Consider the following 20,423-nt stretch of genomic DNA (forward strand, 5'->3'; position numbering starts at 1 on the left):
GCCATTTACAGGTTATATGCACAGTGTTTAACGCTCGCAAGCTGATTATACTGAGTCATGCTTGCAATGCGCCGGATAAGTAAATCGATACCTCCTGATATTGATTTCTGAATAATTAAGAATCACGCCAAAATAAATAATGGAAGGTGTGTTGTACCTGAGGAATATTAGATGAGTCTGGATGCAACGATAGAACAGAAAAAGGAAGTGCCAACTCGATATTTAATTCTGTTGATCATTTTCATTGTTACCGCCGTTAACTATGCCGACCGGGCGACGCTCTCGATCGCCGGTACAGAGGTGGCGAAAGAGCTGCAGCTGAGCGCGGTCTCGATGGGCTATATTTTCTCCGCTTTCGGCTGGGCCTACCTGCTGATGCAGATCCCCGGCGGCTGGCTGCTCGATAAATTTGGCTCGAAGAAAGTCTACTCTTACAGCCTGTTCTTCTGGTCGCTGTTTACCTTCCTGCAAGGCTTTGTGGATATGTTTCCACTGGCGTGGGCGGGTATCTCAATGTTTTTTATGCGCTTTATGCTGGGTTTCTCTGAAGCGCCATCTTTCCCGGCAAACGCCCGTATCGTCGCGGCGTGGTTTCCGACGAAAGAGCGCGGGACCGCATCTGCGATCTTTAACTCCGCGCAGTATTTCTCCCTGGCGCTGTTCTCGCCGCTGCTGGGCTGGCTGACCTTTGCCTGGGGTTGGGAGCACGTCTTCACCGTCATGGGCGTGATTGGCTTTGTGCTGACCGGCCTGTGGGTAAAACTGATCCACAACCCCACCGACCACCCGCGCATGACGCAGGAGGAGCTTAAATTTATCTCCGAGAACGGCGCCGTCGTTGATATGGACCATAAAAAGCCCGGCAGCGCGGCGGCCAGCGGACCTAAACTGCACTATATCAAGCAGCTGTTGACCAACCGCATGATGCTGGGCGTGTTCTTCGGCCAATATTTTATCAATACCATCACCTGGTTCTTCCTCACCTGGTTCCCGATTTATCTGGTGCAGGAAAAGGGCATGTCGATTCTGAAAGTGGGTCTGGTCGCATCGATTCCGGCGCTGTGCGGTTTTGCCGGCGGCGTGCTGGGCGGGGTGTTCTCCGACTATCTGATTAAACGCGGTTTTTCCATCACCGTGGCGCGTAAGCTGCCGATCGTCCTCGGAATGCTGCTGGCTTCCACCATCATTCTGTGTAACTACACCGATAACACCGCGCTGGTGGTGACCCTGATGGCGCTGGCTTTCTTCGGTAAAGGGTTCGGCGCGCTGGGCTGGCCGGTGATTTCCGATACCGCGCCGAAAGAGATTGTCGGCCTGTGCGGCGGCGTCTTTAACGTATTTGGTAACGTAGCTTCCATCGTAACCCCGCTGGTTATCGGTTACCTGGTGAGCGAGCTGCACTCATTCAACGCAGCGCTGGTCTTCGTCGGATGCTCGGCCCTGATGGCGATGGTTTGCTATCTGTTTGTGGTTGGCGACATCAAACGCATGGAACTGCAGAAATAATTAACGGTTAAGTGACAAGGTATAAACGATGAACAACGATATCTTCCCGAACAAATTTAAGGCGGCCCTGGCGGCGCATCAGGTTCAGATCGGCTGCTGGTCCGCGCTGGCGAGCCCGATTAGCACCGAAGTTTTAGGTCTGGCAGGTTTCGACTGGCTGGTACTGGACGGCGAACATGCGCCGAACGACATCTCAACCTTTATCCCGCAGCTGATGGCGCTGAAAGGCAGCGCCAGCGCGCCGGTCGTTCGCGTACCGACCAATGAGCCGGTGATTATTAAGCGTCTGCTGGATATCGGTTTTTATAACTTCCTGATTCCGTTTGTCGAAACGGAAGAGCAGGCGGTTAACGCCGTCGCCTCAACCCGCTATCCGCCAGAAGGCATTCGCGGCGTATCCGTCTCGCACCGCGCCAATATGTTTGGCACCGTGCCGGATTACTTCGCGCAGTCGAATAACAACATCACCATTCTCGTGCAAATCGAGAGCCAGCAGGGCGTGGATAACGTTGATGCGATAGCCGCCACGCCGGGCGTTGACGGTATTTTTGTCGGCCCAAGCGATCTGGCCGCTGCGCTGGGCCATCTGGGCAATGCTTCCCATCCGGAAGTGCAGAAAGCTATTCAGCACATTTTTGCCAGCGCGAAAAAGCACGGTAAGCCGAGCGGCATTCTGGCGCCGGTTGAAGCCGACGCGCGCCGCTATCTGGAATGGGGCGCGACCTTTGTCGCCGTCGGCAGCGACCTGGGTGTTTTCCGTTCTGCCACGCAGAAGCTGGCTGACTCCTTTAAGAAATAACCACCACCGAAACTAGAGAGATAAAGACATGACAATGAAAGTTGGTTTTATTGGCCTCGGTATCATGGGTAAACCAATGAGTAAAAACCTCCTCAAGGCAGGTTACTCGTTGGTGGTTGCTGACCGTAACCCGGAAGCGATTGCCGAAGTGATTGCCGCAGGTGCAGAAACCGCCGCGTCAGCGAAAGCGATTGCCGAGCAGTGCGATGTGATCATCACCATGCTGCCGAACTCCCCGCACGTGAAAGAGGTGGCGTTGGGGGAAGGCGGCATTATTGAAGGCGCGAAGCCGGGCACCGTGCTGATCGATATGAGCTCCATCGCGCCGCTGGCGAGCCGCGAAATCAGCGAAGCGCTGAAAGCGAAAGGCGTCGATATGCTGGATGCGCCGGTCAGCGGCGGCGAACCGAAGGCCATCGACGGTACGCTGTCGGTGATGGTGGGCGGTGATAAAACGATTTTCGACAAATATTACGATCTGCTGAAAGCGATGGCGGGTTCGGTGGTGCATACCGGCGAGATCGGCGCGGGCAACGTGACCAAGCTGGCCAACCAGGTGATCGTGGCGCTGAACATTGCGGCGATGTCCGAAGCGCTGACGTTGGCGACCAAAGCGGGCGTGAACCCGGATCTGGTATATCAGGCCATCCGCGGCGGGCTGGCCGGAAGCACCGTACTGGATGCCAAAGCGCCAATGGTGATGGACCGCAACTTCAAGCCGGGTTTCCGTATCGATCTGCATATCAAAGATCTGGCGAATGCGCTGGACACTTCTCACGGCGTGGGCGCCCAGCTGCCGCTGACCGCCGCGGTGATGGAGATGATGCAGGCGCTGCGCGCCGACGGTCTGGGTACCGCCGACCACAGCGCGCTTGCATGCTACTACGAAAAACTGGCGAAAGTGGAAGTCACTCGCTAACAAGAAGGGCGCGGATGCGCGCCCTGTAATTCTTGCCTTGCGCGGCACTGTCAGGCTACATAACTATGAAAATCGTAATCGCCCCAGACTCTTATAAAGAAAGCCTCTCGGCCACCGAGGTTGCTCAGGCTATAGAAAAAGGTTTTCGGGAAATTTTCCCCGATGCGCTCTACGTGAAGGTTCCTCTCGCCGATGGCGGAGAAGGTACCGTTGAGGCGATGATTGCCGCGACGCAGGGAACCGAAATGAGCGCCTGCGTGACGGGGCCGCTGGGTGTTCCGGTTAATGCCTGCTGGGGGCTTTCCGGTGACGGCAAAACCGCGTTTATCGAAATGGCTGCGGCCAGCGGGCTGGGGCTGGTTCCGCCCGCTCAGCGTAACCCGCTATTGACGACGTCGCGCGGTACCGGCGAGCTGATTTTGCAGGCGCTGGATCATGGGGCGAAAAATATCATCATTGGCATTGGCGGCAGCGCCACCAATGACGGCGGCGCAGGGATGGTTCAGGCGCTGGGCGCGCGTCTCTGCGATGCCAACGGCGCGGAGATTGGCAACGGCGGCGGTAGTCTGTGTAGCCTCAATTCGATAGATCTCTCCGGTCTTGATGCGCGACTGCATGATTGCGCTATTCGGGTCGCCTGCGATGTCACCAATCCGCTGACTGGTGATACTGGCGCATCAAGGATATTTGGTCCGCAGAAAGGGGCTACCGAAGCGATGATCCGCGAGCTGGACAGCAACCTGGCGCACTATGCGGACGTTATTAAGGCCGATCTGCATGTCGATGTGAAGCAGGTTGCCGGCGCGGGCGCGGCGGGCGGTATGGGCGCAGCGCTGATGGCGTTCCTGAACGCTGAATTACGCAGCGGGATTGAAATCGTGACCCAGGCGCTGAATCTGGAAGAGCATATCCTCGATTGTTCGCTGGTGGTGACCGGTGAAGGCCGGCTGGATAGCCAGAGTATTAACGGTAAAGTGCCGGTTGGCGTGGCGAACGTGGCGAAAAAGTATCATAAGCCGGTAATTGGCATTGCCGGTAGTCTGACCCGGGACGTCGGCGTGGTTCACCAGTATGGGATTGATGCGGTGTTTAGCGTGCTGACCAGCGTAACGACGCTCGAAGAGGCGTTTCGCGGCGCGGCGGACAATATTTATCATGCGTCGCGTAATATTGCGGCGACATTGCAGGTTGGGATGGCGACAGAAGGATGACAACCGTCGGTAAACCCTCTATACTTCGCGCCGAAGCTGACCAGACAGTCGCCGCTTCGTCGTCGTCCTCTTCGGGGGAGACGGGCGGAGGGGAGGAAAGTCCGGGCTCCATAGGGCAGGGTGCCAGGTAACGCCTGGGGGGCGCAAGCCCACGACCAGTGCAACAGAGAGCAAACCGCCGATGGCCCACGTAAGTGGGATCAGGTAAGGGTGAAAGGGTGCGGTAAGAGCGCACCGCGCGTCTGGTAACAGTTCGCGGCACGGTAAACTCCACCCGGAGCAAGGCCAAATAGGGGTTCATAAGGTACGGCCCGTACTGAACCCGGGTAGGCTGCTTGAGCCAGTGAGCGATTGCTGGCCTAGATGAATGACTGTCCACGACAGAACCCGGCTTAACGGTCAGCTTCCTCATTCAAAGAAAACCCTCGTCAGAAATGGCGGGGGTTTTTGTTTTCGGCTAAAGGTTGAAACAGAGGGCAGATGAATGACTGTCCACGACGCTATACCCCACAAGAAAGCGGCTTAACGGTCAGCTTCAACTTTTTACAAAACTCCTGCCAGCGATGGCGGGGGTTTTTGCTTCATACGGCAGGTTGAAATACAGGACAGATGAATGCCTGTCCACGACGCTATACCCAAAAGAAAGCTGCTTAACGGTCAGCTTCCTCATTCAAAGAAAACCCTCGTCAGAAATGGCGAGGGTTTTTGCTTCATACGGCAGTTTAAAACACAGGACAGATGAATGACTGTCCACGACGCTATACCTAAAAGAAAGCGGCTTAACGGTCAGCTTCAACTACTTCTAAAGCAATACGTTGGCATGTCTCAGACCTTTAAAGGTGAAAATGCGACGCAAACTGTGATACAGACGAGGCATACCAACGGCTGTTCCATCCCTAATACCCTCAAGTGCGACAACCGCTATTGCCTTTATTTCAGACTCCCGTCAGGCGTTTTTTTCGTGTGTCTCTGGGCTGCGATTCAGCGAGTAGAGCAAGATTTATATCTTCCCACTCTTTATGATCATTTCTTTTATAAAAGCGTCCAGGATGGAGCCAGCCCAACTTTTGGACATAGTGCAGAAAATGAAGAAATTAGAACAAAAAGACATTGATGATTATTTACCGCCTTTATCATCTCAGCGGCCTGGGTGTTAAACGTAGACGAGGTCGATGATTTCACGAAGGAGTGTCTGACAGTCACTCCTTCCTTCGGTATATCCGGCAACGTAACCCGGAACAGACAAACACGGCGAACGGGCAGGCACAGCAAAAGCTTTGATACTTCACAAAGCGAATGAAAAAACAGGAGGTATTCATTATATGAATTTTTTTAAAACATAGTTTCACTTTAAGGGGGGAACAACTTTCTGCTTGTGGTTGTTATTTGTACAATGAGTGTTGGACAAGATAAATTCACAGTAAGTAGAGGGATTTATGAAGCAATACACCAACGAACTCACGCCATCAGTACTCGCATCATTCAATCATCCATTCAGCGCAGAGCAACTGGCAAACGCAGACGAAGAGCAACGCCAGATTTTCAAATCCCATATTGAAGAAATGAAAGATCGTTCTTTAATGGCAATTTGGCGTTTTGCTACGACTGGAGCGCTCACCCGAAACGGTGGAAAGATTGAGAAAGCCAGCGCCAACGACACTTTTATTCTTGAGGATGGGAGCGAGGTTACTCGGGCAATGGTTGGGGATGACGTTGTTTATCCTGACGGAACACGCGCGAAAATCATCAACGGATCGGGGTCAGTCAATACCAACGGCAACGGCGTTTCTTATGCTCTCGTAGGAAGCCAGCTTGATAACGGTGATGTGATTGTTAGCACCCCACAAGATTATGCCCTCCTCTGCCTGTTAGACAACAGCCCAGCAATGCCAGCCGATTTTCTCGCTCCAGCGGCGCTCTAAAAAATAAGGAGTCCAGAAAATGTCTACAGGCTTTTGGGTTGTGAAAGGCGATAAAACAACATGCGGGGGATCGGTACTGACCGGACACCCGAAAGGGAAGCAGATTGGCCCGAATCTAAATAGACAGGCAACAGTGGGCTGCCAGGTATCCTGCGGTAAACACCCAGGTATTTACAGCGTGGCAGGTGGATATCCTGGAGAGTATATTCATGGTCAGTTAGCCGCCAGTACGCTCTACAGCCGCTCTACCTGTCCGTGTAAGTCATTTTTCATCGCCACACATACTTTTATGCGACACGGCCCTTATCAGGCACCAGTGCGGGCAACATCCACACCAGCAGCAGCGAAAGCCACACCTGATTCAGTACAAGAACCAGATCAGCACGCCCAAGTAGCGAAGAAGCAAAACAGTTTTGCTGACACCTGCAAGCCAGAAGATAATCAACTACTGAACGGCGTTTACATCTGGACTGAAACCACCGACGCAGGACATGCTTATGTTTCTGTACACGAGAATAATTCGATCTATGTTTACACATACGGGCGCTTTGGTCGGAAAGGCCCGGCCACATTAACAGGTGATGGGATTCTTAACTTCCTGACTGGCGATGATGCACGCCTTTACTATCGTGAAGAACTGTACAAATACCAAGCGAGAGTTTTTCAGATCGACGATGTTACTACGGAGGAAACCCGCAGAATTTTTGAATCTCTATGGAACTCCGGTAAAACACCCGTTTTCACGGAGGCGATGGGAGACCGTACTAAGCGGCGCGGAAAGGTGATAGACGTTTACGATTTAACCGGCAGCAACTGCACAACTCACACGGTACAAGTGATCAGAGAAGCAGGGACTAAAATCTTTGACACCAGTTACACATCGACAACAACGCAGCTTCGTATCGACAATGAAGAAGATTTCACTATCCCTGTATCTTTACAGCGTTACCTGACGGAAAAGAGCGGCGATCTGTCTTCAATGAACGTTATGGAAGTCACCAGCTCATTCAGAGAACAGTATCCGAACATCGAACAATTCAAGCCTAACTCTGAAAGCCTCACAGGACGAGTGGAGGAAGGGCTTACTAACAGTGCGTCAACGGTTGGATCATCTTCGGGCTATTCTGGTGGCACGATTGGCGGCGTTTTAGGTGGTTCGTATGACATTGACGAATAGAGCAAAGGCTATCCTTCGATGGGGAGGCATTGCTTTAGTATTCGCAATTTACTCTATCGCCTTGATGATACCTGTGCTTGATTTTGGACTAACCCGGAAATACAACGGCCCCCCTTCAACAGGTCAGATGGAAGCCCGTTTATGTGAAGCGATCATAGATGACTTAGCGCGTTCAGTGGATAGCCTCTTAATCACTGCATTTGTCGGTAGCGCCATTTGTCTTGTTTTAGTCTTGCTTATCTTCAAGAAAGTGAGATGACCGTCAAAGGCTGGAGAGATCCAGCCTTTCCCCTTTTCCCTGTTTTTAGACAATACAAGCCTAATACGCGTTGGTGGTAAGACAACGCACTGGAGTGCCCCCGAGCCAGTGTCATTGCCTCACTTCTGAACAGAAAGAGATTTAAGGAGATCTGCCAGCTATACAAAGAGAAGTTCGGCAGCCTTCTAGATGCCGTATTATTGTTCGAGAACGTTAACTCACTTTACTTCAAGGGCGCATACGGCATAAAAACGCAGTTCATATTTATGCCGCTATTGTGGAATAAAAGCTCAATACTGACCAAAAATGATGATAAAGATTTCATCCGGGGATTACCGAAACGGATTATCAGGCCATTTTATGTAGAGGCACTTCTTGGTCTGGTTAATATAGTATTTTTTGTAATTGCAGGGATTTTGATGCTGGCGATAAAACACGGTTGGGTGTGAAAGACACGTACCTGGCGGGCTTTACCCTGCCATACAAAGTGAGATACGGTCTGCGACACAATCCCCAGCGCCGCAGATACCTGACGTATGGTTGAACGAAGCCGGCTGAGCGGTCCGTTTCAACTTATTAGACAACCCCTGCCAGCAATAGCGGGGCTTTTGCTTTGGGTTGTAGCAACGGCGCGGGTGTAGTCGATGAGGAAAGGCGTCAGCCGCCACCTGACAAGAAAGCGGCACAATGGGGGAAACAGATCTGCCATCAACCGCATTATGACTCATACGGTTATGCGTCCTTCTCGCTTAATCAATATATTTAAAATAAATGAATTCAATTATGACATTCATGTTTATTATGTATCTCCTGATTTAACTACATTTATGCGAACTATTTTTTACATTTCGTCATCGGCTTATGAAAAATAATAGCCAGCCACATCGGTGATAATTAATCAGGATAAAACAAAAAATGAAATTAATGACTCGCATTGCAGTGACAACCGTCCTCGCTACGGGCTTCTCAATGGCGGCACAGGCTGCGGATGTTAACGCTGCGCCAGCCCCGGCGCAGGATCCGATTGTCCAACACTTAAAACTGACCCAGGATCAGGTAACGAAAATTAAAAGCCTGCACCAGCAGCTGGAAAAAAACGTTCAGCAGATCTCCCAGAAAGATATTAAAGACGGCGTATTATTTGATGTGATTGATTCCGGAAAATGGAATGAAAAAGCGGTCAAAGATCAGCTGGCGGCGTTTAGTAAAGTCGAACAGCAGGTCCGCTATTATCGCGTGAAGTACTATTTTGATGTGAATCAGGTCCTGACGCCAGAACAGCGTAAGCAGGTCCAAAAAGATTTAGCTCAGGCGCTGAGTGAGTAAATTTATCGGCCCCGGCCGGGGCCGATATTGATGTCAGGCGACGCTTTCTTCTTCCTGGAGCCGTATCTCCGCTTCTGCGACGATCGCCTCCAGTTCGCTCAACATCTCTTCATAACCAAAGCTAACCGTTGTTATGGTTTCTGGCTGCGGCTGCGACGCTGCCAGCACCGCTTTTTTTGTTTTCTTCTTGCCCACTGACACACTCCCTTACTGCCGTTGTTACACAGGTAAATCTATCAGCAAAGCGCGCAGCGGCGTATCGGCAACGAGGGTAATGTTAGCTTCGTCACGAATAAACGCGCCATCACCGCAGGTCAAAGCCTGTTTCTCTTCTTCCTGCACTCGCGCATGTACCGTGCCGTGAATCGACTGCAGGTAGGCGCGTGGGCCGTGGAGCTGCACGTTAAGCTGCTCGCCTTTCGCCAGATTGATATGGTGGATCCATACCTGCTGGCGCAGCTGGAGACTGTTCTGGCTGCCGTCCGGCGAAGCCAGCAGCTGCTGCGCTCCCTCGGCGATAGCGATTTTTTGCACCAGCGGGTTTTCATGCTGCGGGCAGGCGTCCAGCCACAGCTGGATTCGCGTCAGCGAGCTCTCTTTGCTCAGGTTGTGCTCGCTGTAGCTCACGCCGGGCTGGGTGGATATCAGCAGCGCTTCGCCAGCTTTAGCCTGGATATGGTTGCCATCGCTGTCGCGGTATTCCGCTTCACCTTCCAGTATCAGGTTCAGAATGTCGACTTTCGGATAGGTACGCGGCTGGAACGACGCGCCGGGCGCCAGGACTTCCTGGTTGAGCACGCGCAGCGACGCGTAACCTAGCAATTTCGGGTCGAAGTAGTGGCCAAAGGAAAAGGTGTAGCGGGCCTGCAGCCAGCCGAAGTCGGCTTGACCGCACTGTTTGGCTGTTCGGGTTGTAATCATCTTCTTGACCTCTCTTTACACTAAATCAATGGTAAAGGTATGGACGCTGTATTGTTAGCCAGATATTCTGCCCGGTATGTTCAAATTTCCTGAATGAGAGAACGATGGCTAAAGAGAGAGCATTAACGCTGGAAGCGTTACGCGTTATGGATGCGATTGACCGGCGCGGAAGCTTTGCGGCGGCGGCTGATGAGCTTGGTCGAGTGCCTTCAGCGCTCAGCTATACCATGCAAAAGCTGGAAGAAGAGCTGGATGTCGTTCTGTTTGACCGTTCAGGTCATCGAACAAAATTCACCAACGTTGGCCGAATGCTGCTCGAGCGCGGGCGCGTTCTGCTGGAAGCGGCGGATAAGCTGACAACCGATGCTGAAGCGCTATCGCGCGGCTGGGAAACGCACCTGACCATCGTCACCGAGGCGCTGGTACCCACCACCGACCTGTTTCCGCTAATTGAAAAGCTCGCGACCAAATCGAACACCCAGCTGTCGATTATTACCGAAGTGCTGGCCGGGGCATGGGAGCGCCTTGAGCAGGGGCGGGCGGATATTGTCGTTGCGCCGGATATGCATTTTCGTTCCTCCTCGGAAATTAACTCCCGTAAGCTCTACTCGGTTATGAGCGTCTACGTTGCCGCCCCCGACCATCCCATTCACCTCGAGCCTGAGCCGCTTTCTGAAGTCACGCGCGTGAAGTATCGCGGCGTGGCGGTGGCGGACACCGCCCGCGAACGTCCGGTGCTGACGGTGCAGCTGCTTGATAAACAGCCGCGATTAACCGTGAGCTCGATCGAAGATAAACGCCAGGCGCTGCTGGCAGGGTTGGGCGTCGCCACGATGCCCTATCCGCTGGTTGAGCGGGATATTGCCGAAGGGCGCCTGCGGGTGGTCAGCCCGGAGTACAGCAACGAGATCGACATTATTATGGCCTGGCGCCGGGACAGCATGGGTGAGGCAAAATCATGGTGTCTGCGGGAAATCCCGAAGCTATTTATGGCAAGATAAAACAAAATGCGCCCCTTTTTGACGAGGGGCGCATGGTCAGTAAGAGGTCGGTTTCGGGTCCGGCCCGAAGCGGTTATTGCCGGGAGTGCCGTTCTGGCAATTGAAGACCAGGATCACCAGCCAGCCGATCACGGGGATCAGCAGTAATAACAGCCACCATGCCGAGCGGTCGGTGTCGTGCAATCGACGAAACTGCACCGCCCACCACGGTAAGAATATCAGCACGCCATAGATGGTCGTCAGAATGCCTTCCCCTCCGGCGCGCTGCCATCCGAGCATTTTATCAATAATGCTGAGTACGCCGGTCAGGATGATGTTGACCAGAATAAACATCCAGTACTCTTTGCGCCGGGCGCGGCCGCCAAATCCAATGTAGTTTTTTAATACTTTAAGATACCAGTCCATTTTTACGCCTCGATTAACCGTCAATCACTTGTTTTTAAAGCGATCGAAATAAGAATAGACGTGAATGAAATGCTGGTAAATATTTGTTTTGTGAATTGTTGGGCGCAGTAAAGGGCGCCCAACGGATTAGCGGAAGCGAAGATCGCGGCCGTGCGGTTCGTTAAGATCCTGCTGCGGGCCGACGGAGATAATCCCGGTTGGGTTGATCGTCTTATGGCTACGGTAGTAATGGTTGCGAATATGGGCAAAATCCACCGTTTCCGCGATGCCCGGCATCTGGTAGATATCGCGCAGGAAGCCATAAAGATTGAGATAATCGCTGATGCGGCGTTTGTCGCATTTAAAGTGGGTCACATACACCGGGTCGAAACGAACCAGGGTGGTCCACAGACGAATATCGGCCTCCGTCAGCTGGTTACCGGTCAGGAAGCGGTGTTGACCAAGGATTTGTTCCAGACGCTCCAGAGACGTAAATACCCCATCGACTGCTTCGTCATAGGCCTGCTGGCTGGTGGCGAATCCGGCTTTATAGACTCCATTGTTGACGTTGTCATAGATCCAGCCGTTCAGCTCATCAATTTGCGCGCGCAGCTCAGGCGGGTAGTAATCTCCAGCGCGGGCACCCAGTCCGTCAAACGCGGTATTCAACATGCGGATGATTTCCGCCGACTCATTGCTGACGATGGTTTGCTGCTTTTTGTCCCACAATACGGGCACCGTGACGCGCCCGCTGTAGTGGGGATCGGCATGCAGATAAAGCTGATAAAGAAATTCGTGCTGGTAGAGGGTATCGCCCGTCGCTGCCGGGAAGCTATCGTCGAAAGTCCAGCCGTTCTCGAACATCAGGGGGTTGACCACGGAGACGGAGATAAACGGCTCCAGTCCTTTCAGGCTGCGCAGGATCAGGGTGCGATGCGCCCATGGGCAGGCCAGAGAAACGTACAGATGGTAACGGTCTTTTTCCGCAGCGAACCCGGCTTCGCCGCTTGGGCCCGGCGCGCCGTCGGCGGTTAGCCAGTTGCGAAAGGCGGACACAGAACGCTTAAATCGCCCTCCGGTGGATTTGGTGTCATACCAGGTATCGTGCCAGACGCCGTCAACTAATTGTCCCATTATTTCCTCCTTCAGATAGCAAAAGCGAGGAGAAGTCCCCTCGCTTTTTTATTTACTAGTATAGTGCGCTTACCACTTTTTATTCAGGACGCGGTCAATACTAAAGGCGCCTGGACCGGTGATAGCCAGCAGCAGGAAGCCGCCTGCGATGCTCAGGTTTTTCATGAACATCAGCGAGTTCACGCCCTCAGCAAAGTTGCTGTGGAACAGAAACGCGGTCAGCACGGTGAAGCCTGCGGTGAACAGCGCGGTGGTGCGGGTCAGGAAACCGAACAGAATCGCCAGACCGCCGCCGAATTCAAGCAGGATAACCAGCGGCAGCATAAACCCAGGGACGCCCATGGCTTCCATATATTGTTGAGTACCCGCATAACCGGTGATTTTTCCCCAACCTGCGGTGATAAACAGAATGGGCATCAGAATGCGCGCTACCAGTACACCAACATCTTCTAATTTTTTCATTTCTTACTCCAGAAAACCCAAAGGGCGGCGATTTTGTTTTTTGGTGCAATCCTGCGTAGTTACGCGGGCTTGCTGTCGATGGAGAGGATATTAGCGAGGATGAGATGTGATTGTTAGCAAGGAAAACTGTAGATCTTTTTCAAAGTTTCTGAGTAATTATTGATAAAGGACATGAATGTAAGAGGGGATGTAACGGGTCGTACAGGCGGTGCTGCGCAAAATGATGGCAGACGCTGAAAGGCGAAAGCGTTCTGCTGGTGAGCAAGAAGAGGGGCAAACCTGACGGGGACAGTGGGGCGAGAGGGATGCCGGGCGGCGGCTGGCGCCGGACCCGGTCATTAGCCTTAGCGCGAGGTGGACTGACGCAGCAGATTGCGTGCCATCCGCCAGGTGCTCCAGATACCGAGGCTGCGCTTTGCCCAGCGCATCAAAAAGCGCGGATGGCGAACGGACCATATTGCCACGATGCCGCTGCCGACCATTGCCCATGAACGCAGATTGAGGAAGGTGTTCCAGCCGCGATCAATGGGCGCGGTCGCTTCAATCCAGTGGCGGTGGCTGGCGCTAAGGTCCAGCCGCTGCTGTTGGATCAGGCGCAGCAAAAGCGCTTTTTGTCGTTCGCGTTCCTGCTGTTCGCGGCTCATGGCTTATCGTCCTCCAGCAATGCGCGGTCGTTAGCCAGCTCCTGACGCGTGAAGCGCAGGAACGTTGAACGCCGGGCTTTGCGTAAGGTCCAGATACCACCAATGAGCGCTGCCAGCAGCAGGATAGCGGTGGTGGCGATCATCACGTTGAGCCGATACTGCGCATCGACGGCCCAGATGATGAGCACCAGCATGCTCATCAGCCCGAACGCGGCAAACAGCAGCGTCAGCCCGAGCATCAGGAACAGCTGGAAGAGATTGGCTTTCTCCTCTTCCAGCTCCACGACGACCAGGCGCAGGCGCGTTTCCACCATCTCGACCAGCAAAGTGACTATTCGCTGTCCGATGCCGAAAACGCTTTGCCCAGGCCCTTGCGTGCTTTTAGAGTTCGCCATAATTAACGACGCGTCAGCAGGACACCCAGTACCAGCCCGACGGCAGCACCAATTCCCACGCCGGTCCAGGGGTTTTCACGGACGTATTCATCTGCACGCGCAGCGGTTTCTCGCGTTTGCTTCAGGAGAGCATCGCTGGTTTCACCCAGGCGAACACGGCTTTCCTTCAGCGCGCTTTCGGCTTTACTGCGCAGCTTACCAATCTCTTCTTTCGACTTATCCGTGGAGGAGTTCAGCACTTCTTCCAGGGTATCAGCCAGCGTCTTCAGTTCCGCACGCAGGTCTTCTGCAACGTTATCTTTAGCCATGTTTATCTCCTGTTAAAGTGGTCCATATTGGTCTTGCTTAATCGATTAGTACTCGCGAGACTGCAGCTCTTTCAGTTCCTGCTGCGCTTCATCAAGTTTACGTTGACGCTTGCTGATTTTGTCAGCATCGCCTTTCTGTTCGGCTTCGCGCAGGTCGTTCCGACGTTCGGTAATTTCTTCCTGCTGTTTGGCGATTTTTTTCTGGTGATCGGCTTTGAGCTGGCTGTCGCTGCAGTGCGCTTTTACTTCGCTCAGCGCCTTTTTCAGACCGTCAATACGGTGCTGGTTATGATGCTTTTCTGCGTAGCTGATCTCCCGCTGGATATCCTGCTCTTTTTCCTGGCAAGGGGAGATGGCAAAGGCGCTGGCGCTCAGTGATGACAGAACCAGGATCAAAGCGATGCGGTGTTTCATGGATACGACCTTCCATTGTGTGGGGGAATATCTCAGGATATCCCCTATCCAGTTGAGTAACGTGAGTCTGGTGACGCCCGCAAACTTAATGATAGTAAGTAAACCGGGAAATCACCAAACAGGGTGAATATATTCGGAATTTTCGTGGATTACCCGAATCTGTGCGGCGTATCGCGCAGGCGCGAAATCCAGGCGGTAGGCGAATCATCGTCTTCCACTAAAGCGATAATATAACCATGCGGTAGAGCGCGGCCCAAAACTTCTTTTGCCGCGGCGCCCTGAGCGCTGGAGTCAAACTTGATAAGCAAACCGTCATTCTGCGGCGTAATGCTTTTAAAACGGATACCGTTAGCATCGAGATGGTGCCAGACGGAAAAACCGTCCGGCATGCTGATACCCTGACTAACGGGACGAATAGCCAGCGTGGATTCCTGCTGTTGCACGGTGAGCCAGAGCCAGAACAGGCCGCACAGGAGTAGCGAACCGCCCAGCACCCAGCTTATCTGACGCAGAGAGGAGCGTGTCATCTCCATCGTTAGCCCCGGCTTCTGTATTTTTTCTTCCACAGGACAATCAGCGAACCTATCAGGCCAAACACCAGCAGCGCGACGGGCAGCAGCATCAGGCAGGACATCAGCTGATCTTCATACTTCAGGAATACCGGCGTTTTCCCCAGCAGGTATCCCAGCGAGGTCAGGATCAGAACCCACAGCAGCCCGCTCATCCAGTTAAAAAACTGGAAGCGTGCGCTGCTCAGGCCTGATAGCCCGGCGATGGTCGGCAGCAGCGTACGAACGAAAGCGATAAAGCGGCCAATCAGCAGTGCGGAAAGCCCGTGCTTATGGAACAGGTGATGCGCGCGCTGATGATAGTGCGAAGGGAGGTGCGATAGCCAGTTTTGTACGATTCGCGTATTGCCAAGCCATCGGCCCTGAATATAGCTCAGCCAGCAGCCGAGACTTGCCGCCGCGGTGAGCAGCAGCAGCGTTTCCGGAAAGCCCATCGCGCCTTTGGCTATCAGGACGCCGACCAGCACAAGCAGGCTATCGCCGGGCAAAAAGGCGGCGGGTAGCAAACCGTTCTCAAGGAACAAAATCATAAATAAGACAAAGTACAGCATGCCAATCATGGAGGGATTAGCGAGAGTTTCGTAATCCTGAGCCCACAAGGCGTTCAATAATTGGGTTAATAGTTCCATTCACGATTCCTGGTACATCGGTTAACGGCACGTCTGAACGCGGTATATGCACGGCGACATAGCTTTTATTAGATTATGGTCGCTACTGCGCTCTGAACGGTTCCCTGTTTAAAAGTGAAGTAAGCCAAAGCTAACTCTCAGAACGACAAAATGCATCTAATTGTAACAAACCCGCTGACTTTACGTCATAGAAATTGCAGTTTGTTGCATTCTGATTTTGCTGATTGCGAAGGAGGGTGGCGAGTGTATTTACACAGGCTGACACTATATATGCTTTGCTTACCCTGAGGCTTTGCGGGCAGCTGAGGAATCGCTGCCCTGCAGAAGGAGAACGTCTATTTTACGCCGTTGGCGGCCGTATCGAGATGAACCACGGGATTATCGGCAAACAGGTAGCGATCGGCATTGAATTCAAAGTCGTCGCTGGTTTCGTTGAACAACATCAGCTTGGTATTTTCCAGATGCTGCCACATCGCCAGCTTAGCCGCATGCGGATCTTTGCGAATCAGCGCTTTAAGAATTTGGTCATGATCGTCGCACCAGTTATCGACGGTACGTGAGTCGATATGGTCGTGCAGTTTTTTCCAGTACGGGTTATGCACGCGCTGGGTCCACATTTTTTCTACGATAGCGGCTAACGCCGTATTTTGCGTCGCCAGCGCGACCTGGACATGGAACTGAAGATCCCATTCGGAATCGCGGAAGCACTTCTCTTTACGCGCTTTTTCCTGGATTTCCATCAGCTTCATGATGTCCTGCTTGGTCACCTGAGTCGCCGCGAATTCGGCAATATTGCTTTCTATCAGCTGACGGGCCTGCAACAGCTCAAAAGGACCATAATTGGCAAATTCCAGCGATTCGTCGGCAATTTGCTGATGTTTTGGATGATTAGAGATGACGTGGATGCCGGAGCCTTTGCGGACCTCAACGTAGCCTTCAACTTCCAGCATAATGATGGCTTCGCGAACCACGGTACGACTTACGCTTTTTTCATCAGCGATAAACCGCTCTGCGGGTAGCTTATCGCCCACAAGGTAGACACCTTGTTCAATGCGCGTTTTAAGCTCAGCAGCAAGCTGCTGATACAGACGACGCGATTCAGTGATTTCCATATTCGCTCCCGGGAGATGGCGACAATATTGGATTTGTTATACCACTTTTACGCGCTTCTCACCATAAGAAGAGACGAAAAAGCCGCCTTAATCAAGGCGGCTTTCGGAGGGGATAACTCGCGTGCCTCTAGCTTTGCGTGGCGGGTTTACTCGTTTCCAGCGGTGTCGTGTCGTCATCCGCCGATTTATTTTTCAGCACGGTCCAGATAACCACGGCGCCCAGCACATCGAAAACCGCCAGCACGGCGAACAGCGGGCTAAAGCCGATAGTGTCCGCCAGCGCGCCAACCACCAGGGCAAACATCGTGCTCGCCAGCCAGGCGGCCATACCGGTCATGCCGTTCGCCGTCGCTACTTCGTTACGCCCAAACACGTCGGAAGAGAGGGTAATTAACGCACCGGACAGCGCCTGGTGAGCAAAGCCGCCGACGCACAGCAGGGCGATAGCGACAAACGGGCTGGTGAACAGACCGATCATCCCCGGGCCAATCATCAGCACCGCGCCCAGGGTGACGACCATTTTGCGCGAAACGATGAGGTTAACGCCAAACCAGCGCTGGAACAGCGGCGGCAGATAGCCCCCAACGATACAGCCAAGATCGGCAAACAGCATCGGCATCCACGCAAACATCGCGATCTCTTTCAGGTTAAAGCCGTAGACTTTAAACATGAACAGCGGGATCCAGGCGTTGAAGGTCCCCCACGCCGGCTCGGCGAGGAAACGCGGCAGGGCGATACCCCAGAACTGACGGTTGCGCAGAATCTGCCACGGCGACATTTTCTTGCCGTTGTTGGTCTGATGCTGAGATTCCTGGCCGCCGATAATGTAGTCGCGTTCTTCTTCAGTTAATTTTTTCTGATCGCGCGGGTGTTTGTAGAAAATCAGCCACGCCATCGCCCAGGCAAAGCTCAGAACGCCGGAGATAATAAACGCCATCTGCCAGCTGTGCATCACGATGGCCCAAACCACCAGCGGTGGGGCAATCATGGCGCCGATCGAGGAGCCGACGTTGAAGTAGCCAACGGCGATAGAACGCTCTTTTGCCGGGAACCATTCGGAGCTGGCTTTCAGGCCCGCAGGGATCATTGCCGCTTCGGCGGCACCCACCGCGCCGCGCGCCAGTGCCAGACCGCCCCAGCTTCCCGCCAGCGCCGTAGAGCCGCAGAACACCGCCCATGCGATAGCAAAGAAGGCATAGCCGATTTTAGTGCCTAAAACATCCAGCACGTAGCCGGCAACGGGTTGCATAACGGTATAGGCAGCGGAATAGGCCGCGATGATATAGGAATACTGTTGGGTGGAGATGTGTAACTCTTCCATCAGAGTCGGCGCAGCTGCCGCCACAGTGTTACGCGTCAGGTACCCCAGCACGGTACCTAACGTCACCAGTGCGATCATGTACCAACGTAACCCTTTAATTTTACGCATGTAAACCTCATCGTTTGTTATATATCCGCAGCGGGTGCGGCTATCTTCCAGCCCTGTAACTGAGGCGAAGAAGGTGAAACGGAGGGTTCAGGAGAGGAAACCTCGTATGGCCCGAACCTTGCCATTAACTGTTGTGTCTAATTCGGTGTCCATACCGGTAAATCCGACGTGATAGTTCGTCGGTAATGCATTCCGTCGGTTTATATGTTTCGACGGCAGCAAGATAACTTGTCATACAACTTCAAAAGTTGAGTGACGTCACAAAAGTGGGAAAGTTTGTGTGGGCATTCGTTCATGCGAAAAAGGCCAGAGCTGGCGCGCTCTGGCGGGGCGTTTACTCCTTTGATGGTACTTTTTTTGTCATCGTTTATTGATCTAACTCACGAAAAATACTTCGGCCTGTGGAAATTGGTGTGATAACTTTGTCAGCATTATAGTCAATCATCTGATGGGCTCCCCAGGGGGCGAAGAGGACACGAAAATGACACCGTTTATGACCGAAGATTTTCTGCTTGATACCGAGTTTTCCCGCCGCCTGTACCACGATTACGCGAAAGACCAGCCGATTTTTGACTATCACTGCCACCTGCCGCCGCAGCAGATCGCGGAGAATTATCGTTTCAAAAATCTGTATGACATCTGGCTGAAAGGCGATCACTATAAATGGCGCGCGATGCGTACTAACGGCGTAGCCGAGCGTTTGTGCACCGGCGATGCTTCCGATCGCGAGAAATTTGACGCCTGGGCGGCCACCGTACCGCATACCATCGGTAACCCGTTATACCACTGGACGCATCTTGAGCTGCGCCGTCCTTTTGGTATTACAGGTAAGGTTCTCTCTCCGGCGACGGCGGATGAAATCTGGAATCAGTGCAACGATCTGCTGGCGCAGGATAGCTTTTCCGCTCGCGGCATCATGCAGCAGATGAACGTGAAAATGGTCGGCACCACCGACGATCCGGTCGATTCGCTGGAACATCACGCCGCCGTCGCTAAAGACAGTTCATTCTCCGTGAAAGTACTGCCGAGCTGGCGCCCGGACAAAGCCTTCAACATCGAACAGGCCACCTTCAACGACTACATGGCGAAGCTGGGCGAAGTGTCTGACACCGACATTCGCCGCTTTGCCGACCTCCAGTCCGCGCTGACCAAACGTCTGGATCACTTCGCCGCTCACGGTTGTAAAGTTTCTGACCACGCGCTCGACGTGGTGCTGTTCGCCGAGGCCAACGAAAGCGAACTGGATAGCATTCTGGCGCGTCGTCTGGCGGGTGAAGCCCTCTGCGAGCATGAAGTCGCGCAGTTCAAAACGGCGGTACTGGTCTTCCTCGGCGCGGAATACGCCCGCCGCGGCTGGGTGCAGCAGTACCACATCGGCGCGCTGCGCAACAACAACCTGCGCCAGTTCAAACTGTTAGGGCCGGATGTAGGGTTTGACTCCATTAACGACCGCCCGATGGCGGAAGAGCTGTCCAAACTGCTCAGCAAACAGAACGAAGAAAACCTGCTGCCGAAAACGATCCTCTACTGCCTGAACCCGCGCGACAACGAAGTGCTGGGTACCATGATCGGCAACTTCCAGGGCGAAGGCATGCCGGGCAAGATGCAGTTCGGTTCCGGCTGGTGGTTCAACGATCAGAAAGACGGTATGGAACGTCAGATGACCCAGCTGGCGCAGCTTGGCCTGCTGAGCCGCTTTGTCGGGATGCTGACCGATAGCCGCAGCTTCCTCTCCTACACCCGTCATGAATACTTCCGCCGCATCCTGTGCCAGATGATTGGCCGCTGGGTTGAAGCGGGAGAAGCGCCGGCGGACATGCAGCTGCTGGGCGAGATGGTGAAAAATATTTGCTTTAACAATGCGCGTGACTACTTCGCCATTGAACTGAACTAAGACCAGAG

22 protein-coding genes, 1 other RNA gene and 1 pseudogene are annotated in these 20,423 nt (G+C 53.3%); 11 read left to right on the forward strand and 13 right to left on the reverse strand.

The window, feature by feature from the left end; all coding sequences use genetic code 11:
- The first annotated feature begins 171 nt into the window (after positions 1 to 171).
- The 9 genes and pseudogenes from garP (at position 172) to ABLU88_RS15285 (ending at position 9,119) form a co-directional block, all read left to right on the forward strand.
- Entirely contained in the window at positions 172 to 1,506 is a 1,335-nt protein-coding gene (garP, locus tag ABLU88_RS15245) for a galactarate/glucarate/glycerate transporter GarP (RefSeq protein ID WP_046878307.1), read from the forward strand.
- Between the two features lie 28 nt (positions 1,507 to 1,534).
- On the forward strand, positions 1,535 to 2,305 hold the full coding sequence (gene garL / locus ABLU88_RS15250) for a 2-dehydro-3-deoxyglucarate aldolase (protein ID WP_025108328.1): 771 nt from the start codon (positions 1,535 to 1,537) through the stop codon (positions 2,303 to 2,305).
- Positions 2,306 to 2,333: 28 nt separating this feature from the next.
- On the forward strand, positions 2,334 to 3,224 hold the full coding sequence (garR, locus tag ABLU88_RS15255; RefSeq protein WP_348836926.1) for a 2-hydroxy-3-oxopropionate reductase: 891 nt from the start codon (positions 2,334 to 2,336) through the stop codon (positions 3,222 to 3,224).
- Between the two features lie 65 nt (positions 3,225 to 3,289).
- On the forward strand, positions 3,290 to 4,435 hold the full coding sequence (gene garK / locus ABLU88_RS15260) for a glycerate 2-kinase (protein ID WP_025108329.1): 1,146 nt from the start codon (positions 3,290 to 3,292) through the stop codon (positions 4,433 to 4,435).
- 32 nt (positions 4,436 to 4,467) lie between these two features.
- Positions 4,468 to 4,846, forward strand: an RNA gene (gene rnpB, locus ABLU88_RS15265) — RNase P RNA component class A.
- Between the two features lie 708 nt (positions 4,847 to 5,554).
- A pseudogene (locus ABLU88_RS15270) lies at positions 5,555 to 5,672 on the forward strand (IS3 family transposase); the annotation flags it as partial.
- 199 nt (positions 5,673 to 5,871) lie between these two features.
- A complete protein-coding gene (locus ABLU88_RS15275) occupies positions 5,872 to 6,357 on the forward strand; it encodes a PAAR domain-containing protein (protein WP_348836928.1) in 486 nt (161 codons plus the stop codon).
- Between the two features lie 19 nt (positions 6,358 to 6,376).
- A complete protein-coding gene (locus ABLU88_RS15280; protein ID WP_285924489.1) occupies positions 6,377 to 7,534 on the forward strand; it encodes a PAAR domain-containing protein in 1,158 nt (385 codons plus the stop codon).
- A gap of 1,174 nt (positions 7,535 to 8,708) precedes the next feature.
- A complete protein-coding gene (locus ABLU88_RS15285; RefSeq protein ID WP_014226947.1) occupies positions 8,709 to 9,119 on the forward strand; it encodes a Spy/CpxP family protein refolding chaperone in 411 nt (136 codons plus the stop codon).
- A gap of 33 nt (positions 9,120 to 9,152) precedes the next feature.
- Here ABLU88_RS15285 and ABLU88_RS15290 read toward each other — a convergent pair whose 3' ends face one another.
- Together ABLU88_RS15290 and ABLU88_RS15295 are read right to left on the reverse strand one after the other, a co-directional pair.
- The gene (locus tag ABLU88_RS15290; RefSeq protein WP_162934508.1) at positions 9,153 to 9,314 is read right to left on the reverse strand and encodes a hypothetical protein; all 162 of its coding nucleotides are present in this window, start codon (positions 9,312 to 9,314) and stop codon (positions 9,153 to 9,155) included.
- A 24-nt stretch (positions 9,315 to 9,338) separates the two neighbouring features.
- A complete protein-coding gene (locus ABLU88_RS15295) occupies positions 9,339 to 10,040 on the reverse strand; it encodes a pirin family protein (RefSeq protein ID WP_014226945.1) in 702 nt (233 codons plus the stop codon).
- 104 nt (positions 10,041 to 10,144) lie between these two features.
- On the opposite strand from ABLU88_RS15295, the gene ABLU88_RS15300 reads away from it, so the two are divergent.
- Positions 10,145 to 11,041, forward strand: coding sequence for a LysR family transcriptional regulator (locus ABLU88_RS15300; protein WP_014226944.1), 897 nt, complete (start codon positions 10,145 to 10,147; stop codon positions 11,039 to 11,041).
- 36 nt (positions 11,042 to 11,077) lie between these two features.
- Here the strand turns inward: ABLU88_RS15300 and ABLU88_RS15305 are convergent, their stop codons facing one another.
- The 11 genes from ABLU88_RS15305 to ABLU88_RS15355 all read right to left on the reverse strand — a co-directional run bounded on the left by ABLU88_RS15305 (position 11,078) and on the right by ABLU88_RS15355 (position 18,521).
- A complete protein-coding gene (locus ABLU88_RS15305) occupies positions 11,078 to 11,446 on the reverse strand; it encodes a DUF805 domain-containing protein (RefSeq protein ID WP_004105984.1) in 369 nt (122 codons plus the stop codon).
- Between the two features lie 126 nt (positions 11,447 to 11,572).
- The gene (locus ABLU88_RS15310) at positions 11,573 to 12,559 is read right to left on the reverse strand and encodes a glutathione S-transferase family protein (RefSeq protein ID WP_032693245.1); all 987 of its coding nucleotides are present in this window, start codon (positions 12,557 to 12,559) and stop codon (positions 11,573 to 11,575) included.
- Between the two features lie 69 nt (positions 12,560 to 12,628).
- The gene (locus ABLU88_RS15315) at positions 12,629 to 13,021 is read right to left on the reverse strand and encodes a DoxX family protein (RefSeq protein ID WP_004125512.1); all 393 of its coding nucleotides are present in this window, start codon (positions 13,019 to 13,021) and stop codon (positions 12,629 to 12,631) included.
- A 344-nt stretch (positions 13,022 to 13,365) separates the two neighbouring features.
- The gene (locus tag ABLU88_RS15320) at positions 13,366 to 13,665 is read right to left on the reverse strand and encodes a YqjK family protein (protein WP_004854457.1); all 300 of its coding nucleotides are present in this window, start codon (positions 13,663 to 13,665) and stop codon (positions 13,366 to 13,368) included.
- On the reverse strand, positions 13,662 to 14,060 hold the full coding sequence (locus ABLU88_RS15325) for a phage holin family protein (protein ID WP_004854455.1): 399 nt from the start codon (positions 14,058 to 14,060) through the stop codon (positions 13,662 to 13,664). The genes ABLU88_RS15320 and ABLU88_RS15325 overlap by 4 nt, the downstream gene beginning before the upstream one ends.
- A 2-nt stretch (positions 14,061 to 14,062) precedes the next feature.
- Complete coding sequence (locus tag ABLU88_RS15330) at positions 14,063 to 14,368, reverse strand: YqjD family protein (protein ID WP_004854453.1); 306 nt, start codon at positions 14,366 to 14,368, stop codon at positions 14,063 to 14,065.
- Between the two features lie 45 nt (positions 14,369 to 14,413).
- Positions 14,414 to 14,782, reverse strand: a complete 369-nt coding sequence (locus ABLU88_RS15335) for a DUF1090 domain-containing protein (RefSeq protein WP_014226939.1) — start codon at positions 14,780 to 14,782, stop codon at positions 14,414 to 14,416.
- 149 nt (positions 14,783 to 14,931) lie between these two features.
- Entirely contained in the window at positions 14,932 to 15,309 is a 378-nt protein-coding gene (mzrA, locus tag ABLU88_RS15340) for an EnvZ/OmpR regulon moderator MzrA (RefSeq protein ID WP_161506366.1), read from the reverse strand.
- A gap of 8 nt (positions 15,310 to 15,317) precedes the next feature.
- Positions 15,318 to 15,980 carry a DedA family general envelope maintenance protein YqjA gene (gene yqjA, locus ABLU88_RS15345; RefSeq protein WP_004125499.1) on the reverse strand — a complete coding sequence of 221 codons (663 nt, stop codon included), beginning with the start codon at positions 15,978 to 15,980 and terminating at the stop codon, positions 15,318 to 15,320.
- A 335-nt stretch (positions 15,981 to 16,315) separates the two neighbouring features.
- On the reverse strand, positions 16,316 to 17,092 hold the full coding sequence (gene exuR / locus ABLU88_RS15350; protein WP_004854448.1) for a transcriptional regulator ExuR: 777 nt from the start codon (positions 17,090 to 17,092) through the stop codon (positions 16,316 to 16,318).
- Between the two features lie 127 nt (positions 17,093 to 17,219).
- Positions 17,220 to 18,521 carry an MFS transporter gene (locus ABLU88_RS15355; RefSeq protein WP_004854445.1) on the reverse strand — a complete coding sequence of 434 codons (1,302 nt, stop codon included), beginning with the start codon at positions 18,519 to 18,521 and terminating at the stop codon, positions 17,220 to 17,222.
- 481 nt (positions 18,522 to 19,002) lie between these two features.
- Between ABLU88_RS15355 and uxaC the strand changes: the two genes are divergently transcribed.
- On the forward strand, positions 19,003 to 20,415 hold the full coding sequence (gene uxaC / locus ABLU88_RS15360) for a glucuronate isomerase (RefSeq protein WP_348836935.1): 1,413 nt from the start codon (positions 19,003 to 19,005) through the stop codon (positions 20,413 to 20,415).
- Positions 20,416 to 20,423: the final 8 nt, after the last annotated feature.

The sequence above is a fragment of the Klebsiella sp. GW_Kp182 genome (assembly GCF_040062275.1).
Classification (GTDB): Bacteria; Pseudomonadota; Gammaproteobacteria; order Enterobacterales; family Enterobacteriaceae; genus Klebsiella; species Klebsiella michiganensis.